The following is a 23,388-nucleotide window of genomic DNA, read 5'->3' as shown; positions in this document are numbered from 1 at the left end:
GACGCCATAGGTCAACGCCGCTCATATGAGCGCGAGAAAGGGGCAAGGCATGCGTGCCGCCATCGTCGACCGGCCCGGTGAGATCAGGGTCGGCGAGGTGCCCGATCCGAAACCCGGGGAACGCCAGGTCGTCGTCAAGGTCGGAGCGTGCGGGATCTGCGGGACCGACCTGCACATCGCGGACGGGCACTTCCCGCCCACGCCGTATCCCATCGTCCCCGGGCACGAGTTCGCCGGGGAGATCGTCGAGCTCGGCGCGGACGTGCCGGGCGAGTGGAAGATCGGCGACCGCGTCGCGGTCGACCCGTCCCTGTTCTGCGGCTACTGCGGCCCGTGCCGCGCCGGCCACGGCAACCTCTGCGCGAACTGGGGCGCCACCGGCGACACCGTCGACGGCGCCTTCGCCGAGTTCGTCGCCGTCCCCTCGGCCAACTGCTACCGCATGCCCGGCTCGATGACCTGGGAGCAGGGCGCGCTGGTCGAGCCCGTCTCCTGCGCGGTGCACGGCGTGCGCCGCGTCGGCGTCGAAGCCGGCGAGCGCTTCCTCGTCGTCGGCGCCGGGACCATGGGCCTGATCATGCAGCAGCTGCTGCAGCGCTCCGGCGCGCAGGTCACGGTCGTCGACCGCAACGAAGCCCGGCTGCCCCGCGCGAAAAACCTCGGCGCCGTCGCCACCGCGGCCGATGTGAAAGACCTGAACGGCGAGAAGTTCGACGTCGCCGTCGACTGCACCGGTGCCGCCCCCGCCATCGAAGCGGCCTTCGACTCGATCCGGCGCGGCGGCCGGCTGCTCGTCTTCGGCGTTGCCCCGGCCGAAGCCCGCGTCGCGCTTTCGCCGTTCCGCATCTACAACGACGAGATCACCGTCGTCGGCTCGATGGCCGTGCTGCACAGCTTCGGCGCCGCGCTCGACCTCGTCGCGAGCGGCGCGATCGACACGGATTCGCTGCTCACGGACACGCTGCCGCTGGAGCAGTACCCCGAGGCGCTGGCCAAGATGCGCAGCGGCTCGGGCCTCAAGGTGCAAGTCCTTCCGGGAGGCGGCCGTGCGTAAGCTCTTCACCCTGCTCGCCGCCGCATCCCTGCTGGTCACCGGCTGTGCGGGAGCCGGATCGGTCGGCACCGGCGGCAGCACGCTCGTCATCGCGATCGTGTCCAACCCGCAGATGAAGGACGCGATCTCCCTCGCCCCGGAGTTCGAAAAGGCCACGGGCATCAACCTGAAGTTCGTGTCCCTGCCGGAGAACCAGGCCCGCGCCAAGATCACCGCGTCGACCGCCACCGAGGGCGGCGAGTTCGACGTCGTCATGATCAGCAACTACGAGGCCCCGCAGTGGGCGGCCAACGGCTGGCTGGAGAACCTCGAACCGCACATGGCGGCCACCCCCGGTTACGACGAGGGTGACTTCATCCCCAGCATCAAGCAGTCCCTGTCGTACCAGAACCAGATGTACGCGGTGCCGTTCTACGGCGAGTCGTCGTTCCTCGCCTACCGCAAGGACCTCTTCGACAAGGCCGGGATCACCATGCCGGCCAAGCCGACGTGGCAGCAGATCGCCGATTACGCCGCGAAGCTCGACGACAAGGCCAACGGCGTCGCCGGCATCTGCCTGCGCGGCAAGCCGGGCTGGGGCGAGAGCCTCGCGCCGTTCACCACGGTGGCCAACACGTTCGGCGCGCAGTGGTTCGACAAGGACTGGAACGCCAGGCTGACGTCGCCGGAGTTCACCGCGGCCGCGAACTTCTACGTCAACCTGATCCGCGAGCACGGCGAGGTCGGCGCCTCCAGCGCCGGGTTCTCCGAGTGCGGCACGCGCTACACGCAGGGCAACGCCGCGATGTGGTACGACGCGACGGTCATGGCGGGCACCAACGAGGACCCGTCGAGCAGCAAGATCGTCGGCAAGTCCGGCTACGCGCCGGCCCCGGTCGTCAAGACGCAGGCCAGCGGCTGGCTCTACACCTGGGCGCTCGGCATCCCCAAGGTCGCGAAGGACAAGGACGCGGCCTGGAAGTTCATGGCCTGGATGACCGACAAGGCGTACGTCCAGAAGGTCGGCCAGACCTACGGCTGGAACCGCGTCCCACCGGGCGTGCGCCAGTCGACGTACGACATCCCCGACTACGCCAAGGCCGCGCAGGCCTACGCGAAGCCGACGCTGGACGGCATCGCGGACGCGAACCAGCAGAAGGCGATGGCGAACCCGGTGCCCTACCCCGGCATCCAGTTCGTCGGCATCCCCGAGTTCCAGGACCTGGGCACCCGGGTGAGCCAGCAGCTGTCGGCGGCCATCGCCGGCCGCGAGTCCGTCGAAGAGGCCCTGAAGCAGTCCCAGGACTACGCCCAGACGGTGGGCGACTCCTACAAGGCGGTGCAGTGATGTCCACGCTCTCCGTAGACACCCCCACGTCCCAGACCCACGCGAAGGTCGAGGAGAAACGCGGCCTGAGCACCGCGGCCAAGCGGCGGCTGCCGCTGCTGCCCGCGCTGATCTTCGTCATCGCGGTGACGCAGCTGCCGTTCCTGCTCACCGTGTTCTACTCGTTCCAGTCGTGGAACCTGGTCCGGCCGGGCTCGCGGCACTTCGTCGGCCTGGACAACTACGTCGACGTCTTCAGCGACACGACGTTCCTGGTGGCGCTGCTCAACACGGTGGTGCTCACCGTGGTGTGCGTGTTCGTCGCCCTGCTGCTGGGCCTCGGCCTGGCGATCCTGCTGGACCGGAAGTTCCTCGGCCGCGGCGTCGTCCGGACGCTGCTGATCACGCCGTTCCTCATCCTGCCCGCGGCCGGCGCGCTGCTGTGGAAGACGACGATGTTCGACCCGACCTACGGGCTGCTGCACTTCGTCTTCGGCACCGACGTCGACTGGCTTTCGGAGTTCCCGCTGGCCTCGGTGATGGCGCAGGTCGTGTGGCAGTGGACGCCGTTCATGATGCTGCTCATCCTGGCCGGCCTGCAGAGCCAGTCCAAGGAGGTCCTCGAAGCGGCCTCTGTGGACGGTGCGAGCCGGTGGCGGACGTTCGCGTCGATCACCCTGCCGCACCTGTCCCGGTTCCTGCAGCTGGCGACGCTGCTGGGCGCGATCTACATCGTGAACAGCTTCGACGCGATCTTCCTGATGACCCAGGGCGGGCCGGGCACGGCGAGCACCAACCTGCCGTACTACATCTACCAGCGCGCGTTCGAGGGCTTCGACGTCGGCCAGTCGTCGGCGATGGGCGTGATCGTGGTCATCCTGACGATGATCGTCGCTACCTTCGCGCTGCGCCTGATGTTCCGCACGTTCTCCGTGAGCGGAGGGATCAAATGACCACCACCGTCGCTCCCCGCAAGCGGCAGTACGGCAAGGGCTCGCTGACCGTCGCGACCTGGGTGATCGCCATCCTGTTCGTCTTCCCGCTGCTGTGGATGATCCTCACGGCGTTCAAGCAGGAGGCGGACGCCTACACCGACCCGCCGAAGCTGTTCTTCACGCCGACGTTCGAGCAGCTCGGCAACGTCCTGAGCGGCGGGTTCCTGCCGTACCTGTCGAACTCGGCGTTCGTCACGATCCTCTCGACCCTGCTGGTGCTGCTCTTCGGCGTCCCGGCGGCGTATGCGCTGTCGCTGGCGCCGGTGAAGGGTACGTCGAACGCGCTCGGGTTCTTCCTCTCGACGAAGATGCTGCCGATCGTGGCGGCGATCATCCCGCTGTACGTCATCTCGCAGAACACCGAGCTGCTGGACACGGTGTGGGCGCTGGTCATCCTGTACACGTCGATGAACCTGCCGCTGGCCATCTGGATGATGCGGTCGTTCTTCCTCGAGGTGCCGCACGAGATGATCGAGGCGGGCCGGATCGACGGCGCGAACCTGCCGACGCTGCTGCGCAAGATCATCATGCCGGTGGTCGCGCCCGGGATCGCCGCGACCGCGCTGATCTGCGTGATCTTCTCGTGGACCGAGTTCTTCTACGCGGTCAACCTGACCGCGGCCCGGGCCGGCACGGTGCCGGTCTTCCTCGTCGGGTTCATCACCAGCGAAGGCCTGTACTGGGCCCAGCTGTCGGCCGCCGCGCTGCTGGCGTCGCTGCCGGTGATGATCGTCGGCTGGATCGCGCAGAACCACCTCGTCCGGGGGCTGTCCATGGGAGCGGTGAAGTAGCCATGTCTGCTGTCGTTTACGAAAAGGCGTCGCGGATCTACCCCGGCGTGCAGGCGGTCAAGGCGGTCGATCGGCTCGACCTCGCGGTGCCGGACGGCGAGTTCCTGGTGCTGGTCGGCCCGTCCGGGTCGGGGAAGTCGACGGCGCTGCGGATGCTCGCCGGGCTGGAGGACGTCGACGAGGGCGTCATCCGCATCGGCGACCGCGACGTCAGCCAGCTGCCGCCGAAGGACCGGGACATCGCGATGGTGTTCCAGTCCTACGCGCTGTACCCGCACATGACGGTGGCCGACAACATGGGCTTCGCGCTGAAGCTGCGCGGCTTGTCCAAAGAGGACATCTCGGCGAAGGTGGCCGAAGCCGCGGCGATGCTGGACCTGACGAAGTTCCTCGACCGCAAGCCCAAGGCGTTGTCCGGCGGGCAGCGCCAGCGCGTCGCGATGGGCCGCGCGATCGTGCGCGAGCCCAGCGTGTTCCTGATGGACGAGCCACTGTCCAACCTGGACGCGAAGCTGCGGGTGGAGACCCGGGCCAACATCGCGCAGCTGCAGCGGCGCCTGGGCACGACGACCATCTACGTCACGCACGACCAGGTCGAGGCGATGACGATGGGCGACCGGGTGGCGGTGCTCCGCGACGGGGTGCTGCAGCAGTGCGCGTCGCCGCGGGAGCTGTACGAAAACCCGACGAACTCGTTCGTGGCGGGCTTCATCGGCTCACCGGCGATGAACCTGGCGACGCTCCCGCTGGCCGAGGGCGGCGTCCGCCTCGGCGACGTCGTGCTGCCGCTGCCGCGCTCGGTGGTCACCGCCGCCGGCGACCTCCGCGAGGTGGTCTTCGGCGTGCGCCCGGAGTCGCTGCAGCTGGTGTCCGATGGCGGCTTCGAGCTGGTGGTGGAGCTGGTCGAGGAGCTCGGCGCGGACGCGTACGTGCACGGCAAGGTCGGCGACGACCGCTTCGTGGTCCGGGTCGACGGCCGGACGCCACCGCGCATGGGCGACAACGTCCGGGTGGCGCTGCGCGGCGAAGGCGAAACCCACGCCTTCCACCCGGAGACGACGCTCCGGCTCGGCTGAACCCCCAGCCGCGGCCACCTGCCTCCTGGGACCCCCCACGTCCCACGAGGCAGGTGGCCGCCCTCGTCACTCCTCGAGCGAGAGGGCCTGGCTGGGGCAGACGTGCACCGCTTCGCGCGCCTTCTCCACCAGCTCGCCCTGCGGCTGGTCGTCGAGCACGATGACCGTGCCGTCGTCCTCGCTCTGGTCGAACAGCGCGGGCTCGGTGAGCACGCACTGACCGGCGCCGACGCACTTGCCGGTGTCCGCGATGATCTTCATGGTTCTTCTCTCCTGTGGTGGGATGGCAGTTCGATCTCTACCAGGTCACCGGCAGCCGGTACAGGCCGTAGATGTTCGCGTCGTCCTTGAACGGCAGGTCGTCCACGTCCGCGGCCAGCGCCAGCGTCGGGATGCGGCGGAAGAGCGTGTCGAACACGATCTGCAGCTCCATCCGGGCGAGGTTCTGGCCGAGGCACTGGTGCGGGCCGAAGCCGAACGCGACGTGGTGGCGCGCGCCGCGCTCGATGTCCAGTTCGTCGGCGTTCTCGAACGCCCGCGGGTCGCGGTTGGCCGCGTAACCCAGCGCCAGCACGCCTTCCCCGGCGCGGATCAGCTGTCCGCCGACCTCGACGTCCTCGACGCACAGGCGCGCCGTGGCCGCGTCGACGATCGTCCAGTATCGCAGCATCTCCTCGACCGCGTCGAGCGTCTTGCCCGGGTCGGCCTTGATCGCCGCGAGCTGCTCCGGGTTCTGCAGGAACGCCACGGTGGACAGCGAGATCATGTTCGCCGTCGTCTCGTGCCCGGCGACGAGCAGCAGGAAGCCCGTCGCGGCCAGCGAAGCCCGCCGGTAGGTGCCGTCCTCGCGGAGCTTGACGATCTGCCGGCCGAGCAGGTCGTCCGGCGGGTTGTCCTCCTTCTCCGCGATGAGGTCTTCCATGTAGCCGCGGATGGTGTCGAACGCCGCCCGCCGCTCCTCCGGCGTCGTCGAGCGCTTGATCAGCTTCGCCGTGTGGGTCTGGAAGAAGTCGTGCTGGTCGTACGGCACGCCGAGCATCTCGCAGATCACCAGCGACGGCACCGGCAGCGACAGCGTCTCGACCAGGTCACCCGGCTTCGGCCCGGCGAGCAGCGCATCGATCTGGCCGTCGACGATCTCCTGGATCCGCGGCCGCAGCGCCTCCATCCGGCGGACGGTGAACTCGCCGAGCACGGCCTTGCGGGCCGGCCCGTGCTCGGGCGCGTCCATGGTGATCATGGTGCGCTCGTCGCCCTGCCGCCGGAACCCGCCCTTGACCAGCTGCGGGAAGTCCGGGTGCTGCCGGTCGGCGCTGAACCGCCGGTCGCTCAGCACGGTCCGGACGTCCTCGTGCCGGGTGACCACCCAGGCCCAGCCGCCGTCGGGCAGCCCCACCTTCGTGACCGGATCTCCTTCGCGGATCTCCTCGTACGCCGGCGGCGGCGCGAACGGGCACGTGCGGGTCATCGGGAACTGGCGCTCTTCGACAGTCGTCATGGCTTCCCCTTCACCAGGTCACGGGCAGGCAGTAGAGCCCGAAGATCGACGAGTCGTGCTTGAACGGCAGCTGGTCGACCGGGGCGGCCAGCTTCAGCTCGGGGATGCGGCGGAAGAGCGTGTCGAACACGATCTGCAGCTCCATCCGGGCGAGGTTCTGGCCGAGGCACTGGTGCGGGCCGAAGCCGAACGCGACGTGGTGGCGCGCGCCGCGCTCGAGGTCGAGCTTGTCGGCGTCGTCGAACGCGGCTTCGTCGCGGTTGCCGGAGTAGCTCAGCCCGAGCACGCCCTCGCCTTCGCGGATCAGCTGCCCGGCGATCTCGACGTCCTCGGTGGCGACGCGCGAGGTCGCGAACTCCGCGATGGTGAAGTACCGCAGCAGCTCCTCGACGGCGTCGAGCGTCTTGCCGGGGTCGTTCTTGATGATCGCGAGCTGGTCGGGGTTCTCCAGCAGGGCGACGGTGCCCAGCGAGATCATGTTCGCCGTCGTCTCGTGCCCGGCGATGAGCAGCAGGAAGGCGAGCGAGACGAGCTCGTCGTGGGCGACTTCGCCGTGCTCCTCGCGCTGCTTGAGGATCTGGCGGCCGAGCAGGTCGTCGGTCGGGTCGGCTTCCTTCGTGCCGACCAGCTGGTCGAGGTACTCCTGCAGCTCGTCGACGGCCTTGAGCCGGGTGTCCTGGTCGACGTCCCGGTTGAGCAGCGTCGAGCTGCGCACCTGGAAGAAGTCGTGGTCGGCGTACGGGACACCGAGCAGCTCGCAGATGACCAACGACGGCACCGGCAGGCTCAGCGCGGTGACCAGGTCGGCGGGCTTCGGGCCGGCCAGGACGGCGTCGATGTGCTCGTCGACGATCTGCTGGATCCGCGGCTGCAGGGCCTTCATCCGCTTGACGGTGAACTCGCCGACAACCTCGCGCCGCGCCGCGCCGTGCTGCGGCGGGTCCATGTTGATCAGCGACGGGGTGAAGTTGTTCCGCCGGACCGGGCGGCCCTGCTTGGTCAGGATCGGGAAACCGGGGTTGAACCGGTCGGAGCTGAACCGCGGGTCGGTGAGCATCTGCCGGACGTCTTCGAGCCGCGTCAGCGCCCAGGCCTCCTGGCCGGACTGCATCTCGACGCGCTGGACCGGGCCTGCTTCGCGCAGCGTCTTGTAGGCGGGCGGCGGCGAGAACGGACAGGTGCGTTCGAGCGGGAAGACAGCGTCCTTCGTGGCGGGTTCGGCGACTTCGGTCATTTCGGGCCCCCTAAATCGGACGGAAAGTATGCGGAGGATTACATTCCGGTTCTACGATCCAAGGTACCGAAGCGGAAGGAAGTCGTCCACTAGCTAACGGGTGACCGGTCGCGGAAGCAGTGTGTGGCCGCTTGGCCATGCGAGAATCAGGCCGCGCGATCCAGCGAGAGGCGAACGGCATGACGGCAGACCCCGAGACCACCCTGCGGGCGGACGCGCGGCGCAACCGCGACCAGATCCTGGCCGCCGCGAAAAGCATCTTCGCCGTCTCCGGTCCCGAGGTGCCGATGGAGGAGATCGCCCGCGCGGCCGGCGTCGGCGTCGGCACGCTCTACCGGCGGTTCCCGGACCGGGACGCGCTGGTCCGCGCGGTCGCGATGGACAACTTCGAGCGGGTCCTGATCGACGCCAGGACGATCGCCGCCGAGGAGACGTCGTCGTGGCAGGCGCTGGAGCGCCTGCTGCGGCAGTCGGTGGCGCTGCAGCTGAGCGTCCAGCTGGCGATGGTGTCGCCGCGGGCACTGGCGATCCTGAAGAACGACCCGGACGTCCGCCGGCTCCGCGACGAGATCCTGACCGTCCTCGACGACTTCGTCGACGGCGCCAAGGCCGAGGGCAAGCTCCGCGCGGACGTCGGCTCGGGCGACATCGCGATCCTGCTCGCGACGCTGCTGCGGCAGGTGCGCGCGAAGAGCTCGGACGTGGCGGAGCTGGCGGCGCGCCGGTGCGTCGGGATCATGATCGACGGGCTCAGCGCGCGGCCGGGCAGTGAGCTGCCGGGCCGTCCGATCACTTCGCGGGACCTCGACCCCACCTGATTCACATTTTTCCGTGTTAGGGTTCCGCCTCGTTCTGCCGGAATTGCGGGTGCGGGCGGGAAAATGCGACGAAGAATGCTGGCTGCGTGGTTGACGATTCCCGTGCTCTGCCTCGCGGGGTGCGGCCGCGGTGACGAGCCGACCGCCGGTGCGGCCGTGCCTTCCGATGCGGCCTCGGTGACTCCTTCGACTTCGGGGGCCTCGGCGACTTCGGTGTCGCCGGTCGCGCCCTCCACCTCCGCAAGTGCGCCTCGACCTGCGCCGAGCCCGCCGCCGGTGACGCCGGTGCGGAGCTGCCGGACGCCGGAGTTCACCACGAGCGCCCCCGACGGCGGCTGGTCGACCGGCGGCTACTACGTCCACAACAACATGTGGAACAACGACGAAGCCGGTCCGGAAACATTGCGGGCCTGCGCGTACAACAACTGGTACGTCGATTCTTCGCAGCCTTCGTCGACGTCGGTGAAAACCTATCCGAACGTGCACAAGGACATCAACAACCTGAACGGAAAACCGTTCGACGACTATTCGGTGATCAAATCGACCTTCGCGGGCCGCGGGCCGGGCGTCGGCATCTACGACGTGGCGTACGACGTGTGGCTCAACGGCGTGGGCGACGGCGACGGCGTCACCGAGCTGATGGTGTGGACGGAGAACCTGAAGCAGGTCCCGTCGGGCGACAAGCTGACGACGTACGCGTCGGCGGGCTCGACGTACGACGTCTGGGCGGACGACGACGGGTACGTCGCGTTCGTCTCGCGGGCAACGCAGTACTCGGGCGGCGTCGACCTGAAGGCCATGATCGCGTGGGCCATCGGCAAGGGCCTGATCCCCTCGAACCCGACGGTCAACCAGATCGGCTACGGCATCGAGTTCTGCTCCACGGGCGGCGGCAAGGCGAGGTTCACGCTGACGGACTTCTCGGTGACGATGAGCTAGAGCCGGCTGTAGCGGTGGAGGGTCCGCGGCGAGGGACGCAGGAGCGGCCACCCGACAGCGGCGTCGACGACACCGAGCGCGAAGGCGACCAGGGGCATCAGCAGGTAGACGAAGATCCCGAAGGTGATCTGCGTGTACCCGTGGGGGTTGTCCGGACCGGGGTCGGACCAGGTCAGCGACGTTGCGTAGAAGAGGTAGAAGAGCGGGAGCACGACGACCGACACGCAGCCGCCGCAGAGCGGGCCGACGGACATGGAGGCCGGGCGGAGCCGCAGGATGTGCCCGGTGCCGCCGGGGTAGTGGCCCACCTCGACCCACGTGGGGGCGAACAGCAGCGCGACGCCGGACATGAGCAGGAGCACGGCACTGAACATGCCGAGCATGACGGAGATGCCGTTGGTGGCATCGTGGCTGGTCGGCAAGCTGTAGCCCATGACGGGGACGGCAATGCACATGGCCAGCGCGACCACGGTGGTGCCGCCCCCGAGGAGCGGCAGAGTGCGTTTCAGCTTGACGGCGAGCCGGGGCGGGAGCCAGACGCAGGCCCGCGGATCCATCGGGAAATCGACCATCGGCTGACGCACCCTCCCCGGCGCCGCGAAAACACCCTCCGTGCTCGTTCGGCAGCTTAGCGTGGCCGGGACAAGAGGAGGCCACCGCCCGGCGAACCGGGTGGTGGCCTCCGCTCACGACGTCAGACGCCCAGGGGGTGCCAGACCGTCTTCGCTTCCAGGTACCGGCGCAGCCGGGTCATGTCCGGAGCCGTTGTCCAGTCCGGCTCGGCCTCCGGGACCGTCAGGACCCTCTTCACCGTGTTCGCCGCGTCGCGGGCCAGGCCCGGGCGGTCCGCCGGGGCGGCTCCCGTCGGGTCCAGGGCGTTGACGTCGCCGTGCGAGGCCAGCCAGGGGCCCAGCTCCGACGCGTGGCCCGTCAGGATGTTCGCCACGCCGCCCGGGAGGTCGGAGGTCGCCAGGACTTCCGACAGCGTGATCGCCGGGAGGGGACGCTCGGCGCTCGAGACCACCACCGCCGTCGAGCCCGTCGCCAGGACCGGGGCCAGCACGCTGACCAGACCGAGCAACGACGACTGCTGCGGCGCCAGGACGCCCACCACGCCCGTCGGTTCCGGGACCGTGAACGAGAAGTACGGGCCCGCGACCGGGTTCGCCGCGCCGAGGACCGTGGCGATCTTGTCCGTCCAGCCCGCGTACCAGACCCAGCGGTCGATGGCCGCGTCCACCAGGGTCTCGGCCTTCTTCGCCGCCAGGCCTTCGGACGCCGACACCTCCGCGACGAACTGGTCGCGCCGGCCTTCCAGCACCTCGGCCACCCGGTACAGCACCTGGCCGCGGTTGTACGCCGTCGCGGCCGACCAGCCGGGGAACGCCTTGCGGGCCGCCACCACCGCGTCGCGGACGTCCTTGCGGGACGCGTGCGCCGCGTTCGCCAGGAACTTGCCCTTCGCGTCCGTCACCGGGTAGACCCGGCCGGACTCCGAACGCGGGAACTTGCCGCCGAGGTACAGCTTGTACGTCTTCGCGACGGAAATCCGGTCAGACATTCAGGTACGCCTCCAGCCCGGTGCGGCCGCCTTCGCGCCCGAAGCCGGATTCCTGGTAGCCGCCGAAGGGGGCGGTGGGGTCGAAGCGGTTGAAGGTGTTGGCCCAGACGACGCCGGCGCGCAGCTGGTTCGCCATCCACAGGATCCGGGAGCCCTTTTCGGTCCAGATGCCGGCCGAAAGCCCGTACGGCGTGTTGTTCGCTTTCGCCACGGCCTCGTCCGGCGTGCGGAAGGTCAGCACCGACAGCACCGGGCCGAAGATCTCCTCGCGCGCGATCCGCATCGACTGGTGGACGTTCGCGAACACCGTGGGGGCGAAGAAGAACCCGCGGTCCGGCACCGGGCACGGGCTGGTCCAGCGCTGCGCGCCTTCGGCGTCGCCGGACTCGACGAGCCCGCGGATCTTGGCCAGCTGCTCGGCCGAGTTGATCGCGCCGACGTCGGTGTTCTTGTCCAGCGGGTCGCCGACGCGCAGCGTCGAGACGCGGTAGCGGAGCTTCTCCAGCACCTCTTCGGCGATGGACTCCTGCACCAGCAGCCGCGAACCCGCGCAGCAGACGTGGCCCTGGTTGAAGAAGATGCCGTTGACGATGCCTTCGATCGCCTGGTCCAGCGGCGCGTCCTCGAACACGATGTTCGCCGCCTTGCCGCCCAGCTCCAGCGTCAGCTTCTTCGCCGTGCCCGCGACCTGGCGCTGGATCGCCTTGCCCACCTCGGTGGACCCGGTGAAGGCGATCTTGTCGATGTCCCCGTGCTCCACAATGGACGCACCGATGTCACCCGCGCCGGGCAGGATGTTGACGACGCCCGGCGGCAGCTCGGCCTGCTGGCAGATCTCGGCGAACACCAGCGCGGTCAGCGGGGTCGTCTCGGCCGGCTTCAGCACCACGGTGTTGCCCGTGGCCAGCGCCGGCGCGATCTTCCAGGCCAGCATCAGCAGCGGGAAGTTCCACGGGATGATCTGCCCCGCGACACCCAGGGGGCGCGGATCGGCGCCGTACCCCGCGTACTCCAGCTTGTCCGCCCAGCCGGCGTGGTAGAAGAAGTGCGCCGCCGCCGTCGGGACGTCGGAGTCGCGCGACTCCTTGATCGGCTTGCCGTTGTCGAGGCTCTCCAGCACCGCCAGCTCGCGCGAGCGCTCCTGGATCAGCCGCGCGATGCGGAAGAGGTACTTCGCGCGCTCGGTGCCCGGCATCTTCGACCACACGCTGGTGTAAGCCTTGCGGGCGGCCTTGACCGCGGTGTCCACATCGGACTTCGACGCCGTGCCGACCTCGGCCAGGACCTCTTCGGTGGCCGGGTTGATCGTCTTGAGCGGCTCACCCGAGCCGTCGACGAACGCGCCGTTGATGAACGGCTTGTAGGAGTCCTTCAGGTTCGCGATGGCGCGCGACTCCGGCGCCGGTGCGTACTCGAAAACAGGCATCAGTCCACCGTCACGTAGTCGGGGCCGCTGTAGTGGCCGTCCACCTGGGTGCGGCGCTGCAGCAGCAGGTCGTTGAGCAGGCTGGACGCGCCGAAGCGGAACAGGTCCGGGGTCAGCCACGGCTCGCCGGCGACCTCGTGCACCGCGACCAGGTACTTGATCGCGTCCTTCGTGGTCCGGATGCCGCCCGCGGGCTTGACGCCGCGCAGTTCGCCGGTCTGGACGTGCCAGTCGTGGACGGCCTGCAGCATGATGTGGGTGACCGGCAGCGTCGCGGCGGGGGAGACCTTGCCGGTGGACGTCTTGATGAAGTCACCGCCGGCGAGCAGCGCCAGCCACGACGCGCGCCGCACGTTGTCGTACGTCGCCAGCTCGCCGGTTTCGAGGATGACCTTCAGGTGGGCGTCGCCGCACGCGGCCTTGATGGCCCGGATCTCCTCGAAGACGTCCATGTAACGGCCCTCGAGGAACGCGCCGCGGTCGATCACCATGTCGACTTCGTGCGCGCCCGCGTCGACGGCGATCTTGGTGTCGGCCAGCTTGATTTCCCGCGAAGTGCGCCCGGCGGGGAACCCGGTCGCGACGCTCGCGACGTGCACGCCGCTGCCCTTGAGCGCTTCGACGGCCGTGGCGACCATGTCCGGGTACACGCAGACGGCGGCGACGCGCGGGGTGTCCTGGCGTTCGGGGTCGGGGCGGACCGCCTTCGCGGCGAGCGCCCGGACCTTGCCGTGGGTGTCGGCGCCCTCCAGCGTGGTCAGGTCGACCATGGAGATGGCGGTGTCGATGGCCCACCGCTTGGCGTCCTTCTTGATGCTGCGCGTGCCGAGGCCCGCCGCGCGCTGCTCGACGCCGACCTGGTCGACACCGGGCAGCCCGAGCAGGAAGCGGCGCAGGCTCGCGTCGTCGCGAGTCGCGTCCGCCAGCGGTGCCGGGGTGGCCGGCGCCGCTGACGTGCTGGTCGTGGCTGTCATGGGCCTGAGTCTAGGCGGCGGTCCCGACAGTGTGGTCCCGACAGTGCGGTCCCGACAGCGCGCGGCGTCCGGAGGCGGGTCACCCTGTGTCACACCTCAGGTGGCGAGGGTCAATATCGACGGCAGATGTCCGACCCGGGAAGCACACACCAGCCGTCGGGGGCGGCGGCAGCCGGCGCGGACACGGTGCAGGGCGAGTCGCTGTCCGAGCACCAGCCGGGTTGGGCCGCGGAGGACACGGGCACGAGCGTCAGGACGGCCGCCGAGACGAAGAAGCCGGCCGTGGTGATCCGAGCAAGAGAGCGCATGGTGCCACGCTAGCGTCAATTCCCTTCGATCTGCGGTGGTTCCGACCGCTTCGCCGGTTTCCGGTACACGACGACCCCGCCCCAGAAGCCCAGCCCGTTGATCTTCACCGTCGGGGCCGTCGGCGGGGCAGGTGGTGCTCCCGACTTGTCCTCCAGCACGAAGCCGCCCATGAAGCCGATGCCCGTGACGTCCACGTTGATGTCGTCGGGGACCGTGATCTGGATGCCGCCCATGATCGCGACCGCCGTGATCGTGCAGTGCTTGTCCGCGAAGCGGGCCTGGCGCAGGTCGATCTCCGTGCCGCCCCAGAACGCGAAGCTGTTGTGCTGCGGGGGCAGGACCCAGCTGCCCTTGCGGACCGCGCCGGACATCACGCCGATCGACACCGGGGAACCCGGGTGGCCGCCGATCCGCTGGTCCGGGAAGCCCAGCGCCCGCGTGGTCGCCGGCTCGACCGCCGCGCCGGAGGACGGCAGGTCGGCCGTCACCGGTTTGAGCTCGCCGATCGTCTTCGCCGCGTAGACCGTCGTGAGCCGTTCTTCCAGCTCGTTCACCGTGATCCGCCCTTCGGAGAGGGCGTTGTGCAGCACCTGGGCGACGCGCTCACGGTCGGCGTCGGAGGCCCGCATCTGGTCGGGCGTCAGTTCGCTCACCCGGGGCAGCTTATCGGCGAAAACCACTCAGCGTGTCCATCTTCTGGAGGACACTGACCCGATGGGATCACCGACCGTCGAATTCCCGGACGGCGTCCGGGTCCGCGGCCGCGGGCTGGGCCGCCCGCGCCCGCACGAACCCGAGCCGGACTTCGGGCTCTACCTGGGGACGAGCCGGCTGCGGCGCAAGTACGGCACGGGCATCACCTGGCCGCACGAATGGGTCACCTGGCCGGACTTCCTGCTGCCGCTGGACGCCGGGGCCGCGCGCCGGGAGATCAAGGCGCTGCACGCCCGCGCCGCCCACGGGGAAACCGTCGAAGTCGCTTGCTACGGCGGCGCCGGGCGGACCGGCACGGTGATGGCCTGCCTCGCGATCCTCTCCGGCGTTCCCGCCGAGGACGCCGTCACGTGGGTGCGAGCGAACTACCACGAACGCGCCGTCGAAACGCCCTGGCAGCGCGGCTGGGTGAAACAGTTCGCGGGACGGCTAGATTGACCCGCATGGATGTGCACGTCGTCGATCACCCCCTCGCGAAGGCCCGGCTCTCCACGATGCGCGACGCGCGCACCGACAGCGCCGCGTTCCGGGCCGCGCTGCACGAGCTGACCGTCATGCTGGTCTACGAAGCCACGCGTGACGTGCCGGTGAAGACCGAGCGGATCCACACGCCGGTCGCCCGCACCGAGGGCTACACGCTGGCCAAGCCGCCGCTGCTGGTGCCGGTGCTGCGCGCCGGGCTGGGCATGGCCGACCAGGCGCACAAGCTGATCCCGGACGCGCAGATGGGCTTCGTCGGCCTCGCGCGCGACGAGGAGACGCTGAAGCCGACGCCGTACCTCGAGTCGCTGCCGGAGTCCCTCGCCAACCGGCCGGTCATGGTGCTCGACCCGATGCTCGCCACGGGCGGCTCGATGGAGTACACGATCCGCCTGCTGACCGACCGGGGCGCCGACGACGTCACGGCGATCTGCGCACTGGCCGCACCGGAGGGCCTGGCGCACCTGGAGAAGACGGGTTTGCCGGTCCGGGTGGTGACGGCGAGCATCGACGAGCGCCTCAACGACTCGGGCTTCATCGTGCCGGGTCTCGGCGACGCCGGTGACCGCCAGTACGGCGCCGTCTGAGCCTTGCCGGTTCTCAAGTGGCGGTGGGTCGCCGCGGCGGGCGCCGCGGTCGCGGTCGTCACGGCCGGGCTGCTGTAGCTGCTGCTGGGCTGGTCCGGGTTGCCGGACGCGCCGGTGCGCATCGACGCCGTCAAGACGGCGTTCGGCATCGGCGCGGGCGCGGGTGGCGTCTTCGCGCTGTGGCTGGCGACGCGCCGCCAGCGCACGATGGAGCTACAGCTCGCCGAGACGACCCGAGTCGCGGGCGTGACCGAACGCGACCTCGAGGAGCGGCGGGTCACCGAGCTGTACACGAAGGCCGTCGAGCAGCTCGGCAGCGACAAGGCACCCGTGCGGCTCGGCGGGCTCTACGCGCTGGAGCGGCTCGGGCAGGACAACCCGAAGCAGCGCCAGACGATCGTGAACGTGCTCTGCGCCTACCTGCGGATGCCGTTCAAGGCCCCGGTCGTCGGGCTCAAGGGCACCGCGGCCCGCGACTTGGCCGACAACCCCGAGGAGGGTGAACTCCTCGTCCGGCTGGCCGTGCAGGAGCTGCTCAAGACGCACCTGAGCCACGACGCGGCGGGCTACTGGCCGGGGATGTCGATCGATCTGCAGCGGGCCACTCTCGTCGACTTCCGGTTGAGCGGGTGCACCGTCGCCGCCGCCGACTTCAGCCGCGCCCGGTTCGTCGGTCAGCTCCACATCCGCGGCACGCACTTCACCGGCCAGGTCGGGTTCTACGGCACGGAGTTCCGCGACATCGTGAACTTCGACCGGTCGGTCTTCGAGGAAGGCGCTTACTTCTCCCGGGCGCACTTCGACAGCAACGTCCGCTTCACCCGGATCCGCTCCGGGGGGCGGTTCGAGTTTTCGCGCACGGTCTTCGAAGAGGGAGCCGACTTCGAGGGCGGCGAACACCAGGAACTCGTCCTGACGGACGCGCAGTTCCCTCAGGACGGCACCAAGTAGAGCTCCTGCCTCCCCAACGTCGGCGCGTCCAACGTCCAGTGCGCGAGCGCGTCCGGCGGCGGGCTCGGCAGCCGCTTCAGGACGAGGTCCGGCCGGCGCGGGTGGACGTCGAAGTCGAAGAACGCGTAGTCCACCCGCAGCGCCGCGCGAACCCAGCGGCTGCCCGCGCCGCGGGCTTCGATGGCCGCGGGGAGCAGGCCGCGGTCGGCGAACACGTCGACGATCGCGCACTCGCACGTGTAGGCCAGCACGCCGATTTCGCCGGCGCTCCCGACGACGCGTGACCCGGCCAGCGTGCGGAGGTCGCGGCCGATCTCGGTGTACTTCGCCGTCGAGGCGTAGTTGGACGTCAGCGGCGCGAACTCGCGCGGCAGCCCCGGAGCCGCGTACGCGACGACGGAAGCGGACACCAGCCCCAGCACCGCCCCGGTCGTGAGCCGGCGGGAAGCCGCCCAGGCGCAGGCGAACACCGTCGCCGCCGTGATCCCCGGGCCGTAGTACCAGTGGTAAGGCGGGACGTTCAGCAGCACGTACACCCCGTGGTACAGCGCTCCGCCCAGCGCCCACAAGGCGAACGGCCGGAGCGCGCGCCGGCGCCGCAAAGCGAACGGCACCACCGCGAGCGGCAGGAACGACAGCACCGTCGCCCACCCCGCCGTGCGGGCGTAGAAGAGCGGGCCGTCGGCGAAGTCCCAGCCACCCCAGGCCCGTTGTGCGCCCTGCAGCGTCTTGATGACGAACGTGTCGGGCACCGCCGCGCCGAGCACCACCCAGCTGAACGCGAACCACGGCAGGGCGACGAGCACCGCCCCGAGCACCGCCCGCCCGGAACGCACGGAGAAACCCAGGAAGACGGTGAAGACCAGCAGGTCCAGCCGCACGAGCGCGAGCGCGCCGGCGGTGAACCCGAAGGCCAGCGGCTGCTGCGAGACCGCGAACACCGTCAGCCACCCGAGCACCGCGGCGCCCAGCGCGACCTCCAGCCCGATCGACGAGAGCAGCAGCGGGTTCACCGTCAGCGCCGCGAACGCCAGCGCGGGGAACCAGCGCGGCAGCGCGGCGCCGAGCCGTCGCAGGGCCAGGACGAGCGCGACCTGGCACAGCACGTACAGCACTCCGGCCGCGACGACGGCGTCGCGCACCACGAAGGTCAAGGCGGCCAGGGCGAGGACGTTCGCCGGGGACGTCGCGGAGTTCGACGTCGCGTCGGCCAGCAGTCCCCAATGCCCGTGGAAGGCGAGGTTGCGCGCGTAGGCGAGCGTGATGAACGTGTCGTCGACGAGGTGCGGGCGGGCCAGCAGGTACACCGCCGCCGACACGCACGCCACCGCGGCGGGCAGCCGCCAAGACCGGGTCTGGTTGTCCGTGGTCCGGACCTGCTCCATGATCACGACCGGAAGTGGCCGTCCGGTTCGGGGAAGTTGCGCGCAACACCCCCGCCGGTGCCGGCCACTGAAGGGTGTGACCAGCCATGCGACCGCGTCGGAGGTGCCGGTGGGGGACAGGGTCCTGTGGGACCGGGCCTCCGGCGGCGACGAAGCGGCCTTCAGCGAGCTCTTCGAGCGGCACGCCGAAGCCGTCTGGAACCACGCCTACCGGTTGACCGGGTCGTGGGCCGGCGCCGAAGACCTGACGTCCACGACGTTCCTGACCGCCTGGCGCCGCCGCGCCGAAGTGACGCTGGTGCGCGACAGCGCCCTGCCGTGGCTCTACACGGTGGCCGGCAACGCCGCCCGCGACGAGTACCGCGGCGCGAAACGGCGGCTGCGGCTGCTCCGGAAGATCCCGGACCCGCCGGTGGTGTCCGACCACGCCGACGCCGTCGCCGAGCAGCTCGACGGCGAGCAGCGGCTCCGCGAGATCGTCGAAGCCGTGCGGACGCTGCCGAAGGCGCAGCGCGCCGTCGTCGAGCTCTGCCTGCTCGGTGACCTGAGCGTCGCCGACGCCGCCGAGCTGCTGGCCGTCGCCGAAGTCACCGTCCGCGCCCACCTGTCCCGGGCCCGCGCCCGGCTGCGCACGCTGCTGGAGGAGAAATGAGCGTTCGAGGTCTGCCGCCCCGGCGCGCGCTGCCGGACGACGTCCGTGCCCGGCTGCGCGCCGAAGTCCGCGCCGGCATCGGGAAGCGCCGGCCGTCCCGCGTCTGGTACGCCGCCGCGGCCGCGGTGGTGCTGCTGGCCGCGGGCGCGGTCGTGGTCACCCAGAACCTGCGCCGGACCGCCGAGGTGCCTCCCGCGGTCACCGGGGGACTGACCCTCGACACCCAGCTCGCGACGTCGGCACTGGACCGCTGCTGGGCGGCCGTGCGGGCGGCGGGGAAGGCCGGGGGCGTGCCGGACCGCGCCGACTGGGTACCGCTGTTCACCCAGACCCAGGGCACCGACGCGGTCGTCGCGGCGACGGCCGCCGGCCGGCCGATGTTCTGCGAGGTCACCTTGACGACGGTGACCCTGTCGGATCCGGCGGCCACGCCCGGCTACGCCCCGGGCAGCCGGTCCGGGCTCCTCCTGCACAGCGCGACCGGGCTGGCCGCCGGGGTCGTCGACCCGGCGTGGCCCCAGGCGGACTTCTCGGTGAAGACGGCCGGGGGTTCCTCGGGTGCGTGGAGCCTCGACTTTTCGCGGGTCAGCCGCCAGTTCGCCACGTTCACCGGCACGGTTCCGGCGAAGGCGGAGCTGGTGATGGGGGACGGGCCGAGCACCCGGCCGATGCTCACCCTGCCCGCCGCGCCGGCGCCCCTGCTCTCGGTCACCGACCGCCCGGCCGCCGCCGACCGGACCTCGGCCGCGGGCCAGGCGCTGGACGACTGCCTGGCCGGCGCGGAGGAGGTCGTCCCGGACGCCGCGGTCTACCGCGCCGGCCCGCTGCTGCGCGAGCAGGGCTACGAGATCGTGCTCGGCCGCCTCGGTGAACGGGTCATCGCGTGCACGACGGAGCCGAGCCCCGGGGGAAAGCGGCTGCGGGCCTACCCGGACCACTACGCGGGCCCGCCGCTGGCCGCCCGCGCACTGGTGCTCGACACCCTGGGCGCGACCGACGGCGGCGGGCAGGACCGGCCGCACACGCCGTTCGCGGCGGTGGTCCCCGCCTCGGCGACCACGGTGGTGATCGACTTCGGCGGCGGGAACGGCGCCGACGCGCTCGTGACCGACGGCGTGTTCGCCGTCTGGCTCCCCGTGAGCCGGCTCCAGCCGGACGCGAAAGGCCACGTCGTCGCGCGGGACGCGCACGGCACGGTCGTCTACGACGGGTGGTTGCCGTTGTTCTGAGGCCGCAGCCAGCCGGAGGCGTTCGCGCGCAGGGCCGCTTCGTAGGACGCCGTGACGTCGAACCCCTCCGGCAGGTTGCCGGTCAGCTCCAGCGACACGAGCCCGTGCACGATGGCCCAGCAGCCGACCGCCACCGTCTCGGGCGGGACGTCGAGGAAGACGCCGTCGGCGATGGCGCGGCGGATGATCCGTTCGAGGGGCTTGAGCGTTTCGCGGGCGAGCTCCTCGGCGTCTTCGTTGGGCTCGAAGCCGGGGACCGACCTGGTGAACATGATCCCGTACAGGTGGGGGTCGGCCAGTGCGCTCGTGCGGTAGGCGCTGCCGAGCGCGACGAGGTCCTCGACGACGTCCCCGGTCAGCGGCGTGCCGGCCATCCGCGCGCCGAAGCGGCGGAAGCCCTCGGTGTAGAGGGCGTTCACCAGATCGGGTTTGCTGCCGAAGAGGGAGTACACGGCGGTGGTCGACGTCCCGGCGTCGGCGGCCAGCTTCCGCAGGGAAAGCGCCTTTGGCCCGTCCGCGGCGATGAGCTCACCGGCCCGGTCGAGGAGCTTGAGCCGGAGCGCTTCGTCGTGCGTGCGGGGTCGAGCCATCTACGCAGCGTATCGCAACGGTGTTATTTTTGTCAGGACCGCGGAGTTGACCTGGAGTGCACTCCAGGTCGTAGTGTCGGGCTCATGAGCTACTCGATAGCGGAAGCCGCGCGACGTAGCGGACTGTCCATCGACACCCTCCGGTACTACGAGCGCATCAAACTGCTCGACCCGCCCGCCCGGGACGCCGCGGGCCGCCGGGCGTACTCCGACGACGACCTCAACTGGCTCGGGTTCCTGACCAAGCTGCGCACCACGGGGATGCCCATCAAGAGCATGCGCGAGTACGCGTCGCTGCGCCGCCACGGCGTCGCCAGCGCGGGCCGCCGCAAGGCCCTGCTGGTGGAGCAGCGCCGGTCGGTCGCCGAGCGGATCGCCGAGCTGCAGGGGTGCCTCGACATCCTGGACTACAAGATCGAGAACTACGAACGGGTCGAGCAGAAGGTGCTCGGCACCCAACCCGGCATGGAGGGAATTTCCGCGTGAAGACCAGGAAGCTCGGCGAACTGGAAGTCAGTGCCCAGGGGCTGGGCTGCATGGGGATGAGCCAGGCCTACGGGGTCCGCGACAACGACGAAGAGTCGATCGCGACGATCCACCGGGCCCTCGACCTCGGCGTCACGCTGCTCGACACCGCGAACGTCTACGCCAACGGCGTCAACGAAGAGCTCGTGGGCCGCGCGATCGCCGGCCGCCGCGACGAGGTCGTGCTGGCGACGAAGTTCGGCATCGTCTGGACCGACGGCGCGATGGGTGCCCGCGGCGACGCCGAGTACGTCAAGCAGTCCTGTGACGAGTCGTTGCGACGCCTCGGCGTCGACCACATCGACCTGTACTACCAGCACCGCGTCGACCCGGACACGCCGATCGAGGAGACGTGGGGTGCGCTGGCTTCCCTGGTGGAGGCCGGGAAGATCCGGTACGCGGGCATCTCGGAGGCGAGTGCCGCGACGATCCGCGCCGCGCACGCCGTGCACCCGGTGACCGCGCTGCAGAGCGAATGGTCGCTGTGGACCCGCGGCATCGAGGGCGAAATCCTCGGCACGTGCCGGGAGCTGGGCATCGGTGTCGTGCCGTTTTCCCCGCTGGGCCGGGGTTTCCTGACCGGCGCGGTGAAGTCGGTCGCGGACCTGCCCGAGGATGACATGCGCCGCGGGCTGCCGCGGTTCGCCGAGGGCAACTTCGAGCGCAACATGGCGATCGTCGACGCGCTGCGGAAGCTCGCCGAGGAGAAGGGCGTCACCGCCGGGCAGCTGGCGCTGGCCTGGGTGCAGGCCCAGGGCGAGGACGTCGTCCCGATCCCGGGCACCAAGCGCCGCAAGTACCTCGAGGAGAACGTCGCGGCGGCGGCCCTCGACCTGACCGCGGACGACCTGGCGGCCATCGAAGCGGCCGCGCCCCTGGACGCGGTCGCGGGAGAGCGCTACCCCGAACGGCTGGCTCGCGCCGCCGGCCGGTAAGGCGGATCCCCGGTCCGTGAAGGCCCGTTCGATGGGGCCTTCACGGACTCCGGGGAGTCACCTCGCGGAGTCCAGCAGGAGGCGGATTCCCCGCGCCCGGGCCGGCCCGAGGTCGTCGCAGGCGGCCTCGAGCTCCGCCCTCAGCCGGGCCGGCGGTTTCGTGTAGACCCCGGCCAGGTGCTGGTGGCACGCGTGGAGGTCCTGCTCGGCTTCGGCGGCCAGGTCCGGGTCGCGCAGCAGGCTCAGGTCCGTGTGCAGCCGCAGCCAGGTGTCCCGGTCGCGCAGCAGCGCCGCACCCGCCCGTCGCGTGTGGACCGGGTGGGCGGGGGCGAGCAGCTCCCGGAGCGACGGGACGTCCACCAGGGCCGGCTTGCCGCGCAGGAACTCCACCACCTGACGGGTCACCGCGGGCGAGGTGTCCGTCAGCAGCGGCCGCACCGCCGTCGATTCCGGCGCCACCCGGCGCAGGCCGCGGACCGCCGCGCGCCGGATCCGCGGACGCTCGTCCGTGAGGCGGCGTTCGAACAACCCGGTGTCGGCGGCCGTGCCGGTTTCGCCGAGCCCGGTGAGCACACCGAACGAGACCGGCAGCGCGCGGTAGTGCGCGGCCGGATCGCCGCCCGCCTTGAGGACCAGCGCCTGCGCCATCGACCGCACCGCGGACACCCGGTCGGTCAGGTGCGCCACCGCGACGTCGAGATCCCGGAGCGTCAACGCCCGCATCCGGACCTTCGGGGTCCCGGCCGCCAGCAGCTCCTCGACGCACTCGCCGCGGTCGAGCAGCGCGTTTCCGCAGATCGAGCGCACCACGAAGTCGGGGTCCGTGGAAGCGATGGTCAGCAGCCGCTCGCGCGGCAGGAGCCCGACCGCCTCCGTGTGGACCCAGCGGCGGGTTTCCCGGCCCTCCAGCGCCAACGCGTCTTCGACCAGCCGAGGTGTCAGCGCCTGCCGGAACAAGGTCGTCATCCAGTCGTCGACGGCACGCCGCCGCAGCACCCCGATCAGCGGCAGCACCGCCCGGAACGCCCGTTCGTCCAGTTTGGACAGTGCGATCGGGCGCGCGCGTTCGCGGATCGGGCGGACCCAGTCCACGCACCGGATCAGCAGCAGCGGCAAGGCCTCCGGAGTGGTGCTGACGGCCAGCCGCTCGACGGCGGCCTCCCGCAGCCGTCCGTTCCCGTGGCAGGCGGCGATGGCCAGGTCTTCCCGCGTGGGACGGCGGCCCAGCCGCATCTCCCACGAGACCCACCACGTCCGCCGCACAGCCACGTCGAACTCCGCCCAGCGCCGGACGTCACCGGCCGCGAAGGCGTCGAGATCGGGCACCTCGGTTTCGAACACCCCTCCAGCGTGGCAGGG

At 70.6% G+C, this 23,388-nt stretch carries 26 protein-coding genes; 14 read left to right on the top strand and 12 right to left on the bottom strand.

What is annotated here, in order from left to right; genetic code table 11:
• The first annotated feature begins 49 nt into the window (after window positions 1–49).
• Genes ACH54P_RS25080 through ACH54P_RS25060 form a run of 5 tightly spaced genes read left to right on the top strand, consistent with a single transcriptional unit; the run spans window position 50 to window position 5,222 of the window.
• Entirely contained in the window at window positions 50–1,054 is a 1,005-nt protein-coding gene (locus tag ACH54P_RS25080) for a zinc-dependent alcohol dehydrogenase family protein (RefSeq protein ID WP_489905827.1), read from the top strand.
• Window positions 1,047–2,381 (top strand): ABC transporter substrate-binding protein, encoded by a 1,335-nt coding sequence (locus ACH54P_RS25075; RefSeq protein WP_489905826.1) that lies wholly within the window; start codon window positions 1,047–1,049, stop codon window positions 2,379–2,381. The genes ACH54P_RS25080 and ACH54P_RS25075 overlap by 8 nt, the downstream gene beginning before the upstream one ends.
• Window positions 2,381–3,313: a carbohydrate ABC transporter permease gene (locus tag ACH54P_RS25070; RefSeq protein ID WP_489905825.1), complete on the top strand. Its 933-nt coding sequence runs from the start codon at window positions 2,381–2,383 to the stop codon at window positions 3,311–3,313. The genes ACH54P_RS25075 and ACH54P_RS25070 overlap by 1 nt, the downstream gene beginning before the upstream one ends.
• Window positions 3,310–4,146, top strand: a complete 837-nt coding sequence (locus tag ACH54P_RS25065) for a carbohydrate ABC transporter permease (protein WP_489905824.1) — start codon at window positions 3,310–3,312, stop codon at window positions 4,144–4,146. Before ACH54P_RS25070 ends, ACH54P_RS25065 begins: the two co-directional genes overlap by 4 nt.
• Window positions 4,147–4,148: 2 nt before the next feature.
• Window positions 4,149–5,222, top strand: a complete 1,074-nt coding sequence (locus ACH54P_RS25060; RefSeq protein ID WP_489905823.1) for an ABC transporter ATP-binding protein — start codon at window positions 4,149–4,151, stop codon at window positions 5,220–5,222.
• Between the two features lie 66 nt (window positions 5,223–5,288).
• Here ACH54P_RS25060 and ACH54P_RS25055 read toward each other — a convergent pair whose 3' ends face one another.
• From ACH54P_RS25055 to ACH54P_RS25045, 3 genes are read right to left on the bottom strand one after another with little or no spacing between them, the layout of a single operon-like run.
• Window positions 5,289–5,483: a ferredoxin gene (locus ACH54P_RS25055; RefSeq protein WP_489905822.1), complete on the bottom strand. Its 195-nt coding sequence runs from the start codon at window positions 5,481–5,483 to the stop codon at window positions 5,289–5,291.
• A 37-nt stretch (window positions 5,484–5,520) separates the two neighbouring features.
• Window positions 5,521–6,720 (bottom strand): cytochrome P450, encoded by a 1,200-nt coding sequence (locus ACH54P_RS25050; protein WP_489905821.1) that lies wholly within the window; start codon window positions 6,718–6,720, stop codon window positions 5,521–5,523.
• Between the two features lie 10 nt (window positions 6,721–6,730).
• The gene (locus ACH54P_RS25045) at window positions 6,731–7,954 is read right to left on the bottom strand and encodes a cytochrome P450 (protein ID WP_489905820.1); all 1,224 of its coding nucleotides are present in this window, start codon (window positions 7,952–7,954) and stop codon (window positions 6,731–6,733) included.
• Between the two features lie 179 nt (window positions 7,955–8,133).
• Between ACH54P_RS25045 and ACH54P_RS25040 the strand changes: the two genes are divergently transcribed.
• Window positions 8,134–8,772: a TetR/AcrR family transcriptional regulator gene (locus ACH54P_RS25040; RefSeq protein WP_489905819.1), complete on the top strand. Its 639-nt coding sequence runs from the start codon at window positions 8,134–8,136 to the stop codon at window positions 8,770–8,772.
• Between the two features lie 276 nt (window positions 8,773–9,048).
• Complete coding sequence (locus tag ACH54P_RS25035; RefSeq protein WP_489905818.1) at window positions 9,049–9,711, top strand: glycoside hydrolase family 12 protein; 663 nt, start codon at window positions 9,049–9,051, stop codon at window positions 9,709–9,711.
• Here ACH54P_RS25035 and ACH54P_RS25030 read toward each other — a convergent pair.
• From ACH54P_RS25030 to ACH54P_RS25005, 6 genes are all read right to left on the bottom strand, one after another.
• A complete protein-coding gene (locus tag ACH54P_RS25030; protein ID WP_489905817.1) occupies window positions 9,708–10,283 on the bottom strand; it encodes a hypothetical protein in 576 nt (191 codons plus the stop codon). The two genes, ACH54P_RS25035 and ACH54P_RS25030, sit on opposite strands and share 4 nt — an antisense overlap.
• A 122-nt stretch (window positions 10,284–10,405) precedes the next feature.
• Entirely contained in the window at window positions 10,406–11,272 is an 867-nt protein-coding gene (locus ACH54P_RS25025) for an aldehyde dehydrogenase family protein (protein ID WP_489905816.1), read from the bottom strand.
• On the bottom strand, window positions 11,265–12,698 hold the full coding sequence (locus ACH54P_RS25020) for an aldehyde dehydrogenase family protein (protein WP_489905815.1): 1,434 nt from the start codon (window positions 12,696–12,698) through the stop codon (window positions 11,265–11,267). The genes ACH54P_RS25025 and ACH54P_RS25020 overlap by 8 nt, the downstream gene beginning before the upstream one ends.
• Window positions 12,698–13,672 carry a deoxyribose-phosphate aldolase gene (gene deoC, locus ACH54P_RS25015; protein ID WP_489905814.1) on the bottom strand — a complete coding sequence of 325 codons (975 nt, stop codon included), beginning with the start codon at window positions 13,670–13,672 and terminating at the stop codon, window positions 12,698–12,700. Before deoC ends, ACH54P_RS25020 begins: the two co-directional genes overlap by 1 nt.
• A 110-nt stretch (window positions 13,673–13,782) precedes the next feature.
• The gene (locus tag ACH54P_RS25010; protein ID WP_489905813.1) at window positions 13,783–13,980 is read right to left on the bottom strand and encodes a hypothetical protein; all 198 of its coding nucleotides are present in this window, start codon (window positions 13,978–13,980) and stop codon (window positions 13,783–13,785) included.
• 15 nt (window positions 13,981–13,995) lie between these two features.
• A complete protein-coding gene (locus tag ACH54P_RS25005; RefSeq protein WP_489916620.1) occupies window positions 13,996–14,610 on the bottom strand; it encodes a DUF1707 SHOCT-like domain-containing protein in 615 nt (204 codons plus the stop codon).
• An 85-nt stretch (window positions 14,611–14,695) separates the two neighbouring features.
• Here ACH54P_RS25005 and ACH54P_RS25000 point away from each other — a divergent pair, with 85 nt between their 5' ends.
• The 3 genes from ACH54P_RS25000 to ACH54P_RS24990 all read left to right on the top strand — a co-directional run bounded on the left by ACH54P_RS25000 (window position 14,696) and on the right by ACH54P_RS24990 (window position 16,713).
• Window positions 14,696–15,133: a protein-tyrosine phosphatase family protein gene (locus tag ACH54P_RS25000; RefSeq protein ID WP_489905812.1), complete on the top strand. Its 438-nt coding sequence runs from the start codon at window positions 14,696–14,698 to the stop codon at window positions 15,131–15,133.
• Between the two features lie 5 nt (window positions 15,134–15,138).
• A complete protein-coding gene (gene upp / locus ACH54P_RS24995) occupies window positions 15,139–15,762 on the top strand; it encodes a uracil phosphoribosyltransferase (protein ID WP_489905811.1) in 624 nt (207 codons plus the stop codon).
• Window positions 15,763–15,876: 114 nt separating this feature from the next.
• Window positions 15,877–16,713 (top strand): pentapeptide repeat-containing protein, encoded by an 837-nt coding sequence (locus tag ACH54P_RS24990; protein ID WP_489905810.1) that lies wholly within the window; start codon window positions 15,877–15,879, stop codon window positions 16,711–16,713.
• Here the strand turns inward: ACH54P_RS24990 and ACH54P_RS24985 are convergent.
• On the bottom strand, window positions 16,695–18,098 hold the full coding sequence (locus tag ACH54P_RS24985) for a hypothetical protein (protein WP_489905809.1): 1,404 nt from the start codon (window positions 18,096–18,098) through the stop codon (window positions 16,695–16,697). The genes ACH54P_RS24990 and ACH54P_RS24985 overlap by 19 nt on opposite strands.
• A 109-nt stretch (window positions 18,099–18,207) precedes the next feature.
• Between ACH54P_RS24985 and ACH54P_RS24980 the strand changes: the two genes are divergently transcribed.
• The gene (locus tag ACH54P_RS24980; protein ID WP_489905808.1) at window positions 18,208–18,750 is read left to right on the top strand and encodes an RNA polymerase sigma factor; all 543 of its coding nucleotides are present in this window, start codon (window positions 18,208–18,210) and stop codon (window positions 18,748–18,750) included.
• Complete coding sequence (locus ACH54P_RS24975; RefSeq protein WP_489905807.1) at window positions 18,747–19,979, top strand: hypothetical protein; 1,233 nt, start codon at window positions 18,747–18,749, stop codon at window positions 19,977–19,979. Before ACH54P_RS24980 ends, ACH54P_RS24975 begins: the two co-directional genes overlap by 4 nt.
• Here the strand turns inward: ACH54P_RS24975 and ACH54P_RS24970 are convergent.
• On the bottom strand, window positions 19,952–20,569 hold the full coding sequence (locus tag ACH54P_RS24970) for a TetR/AcrR family transcriptional regulator (protein WP_489905806.1): 618 nt from the start codon (window positions 20,567–20,569) through the stop codon (window positions 19,952–19,954). The genes ACH54P_RS24975 and ACH54P_RS24970 overlap by 28 nt on opposite strands.
• An 84-nt stretch (window positions 20,570–20,653) precedes the next feature.
• On the opposite strand from ACH54P_RS24970, the gene ACH54P_RS24965 reads away from it, so the two are divergent.
• A complete protein-coding gene (locus ACH54P_RS24965; protein ID WP_489905805.1) occupies window positions 20,654–21,055 on the top strand; it encodes a MerR family transcriptional regulator in 402 nt (133 codons plus the stop codon).
• A gap of 50 nt (window positions 21,056–21,105) precedes the next feature.
• Window positions 21,106–22,029, top strand: a complete 924-nt coding sequence (locus tag ACH54P_RS24960) for an aldo/keto reductase (protein ID WP_489916618.1) — start codon at window positions 21,106–21,108, stop codon at window positions 22,027–22,029.
• Between the two features lie 57 nt (window positions 22,030–22,086).
• On the opposite strand, the gene ACH54P_RS24955 is transcribed toward ACH54P_RS24960, so the two are convergent.
• Window positions 22,087–23,370, bottom strand: coding sequence for a HEAT repeat domain-containing protein (locus ACH54P_RS24955; RefSeq protein WP_489905804.1), 1,284 nt, complete (start codon window positions 23,368–23,370; stop codon window positions 22,087–22,089).
• Window positions 23,371–23,388: the final 18 nt, after the last annotated feature.

Source organism: Amycolatopsis sp. N2S4-7, assembly GCF_058119595.1.
Note: the sequence above shows the minus strand (reverse complement) of the source record. Positions and strands in the feature narration are given on the sequence as shown.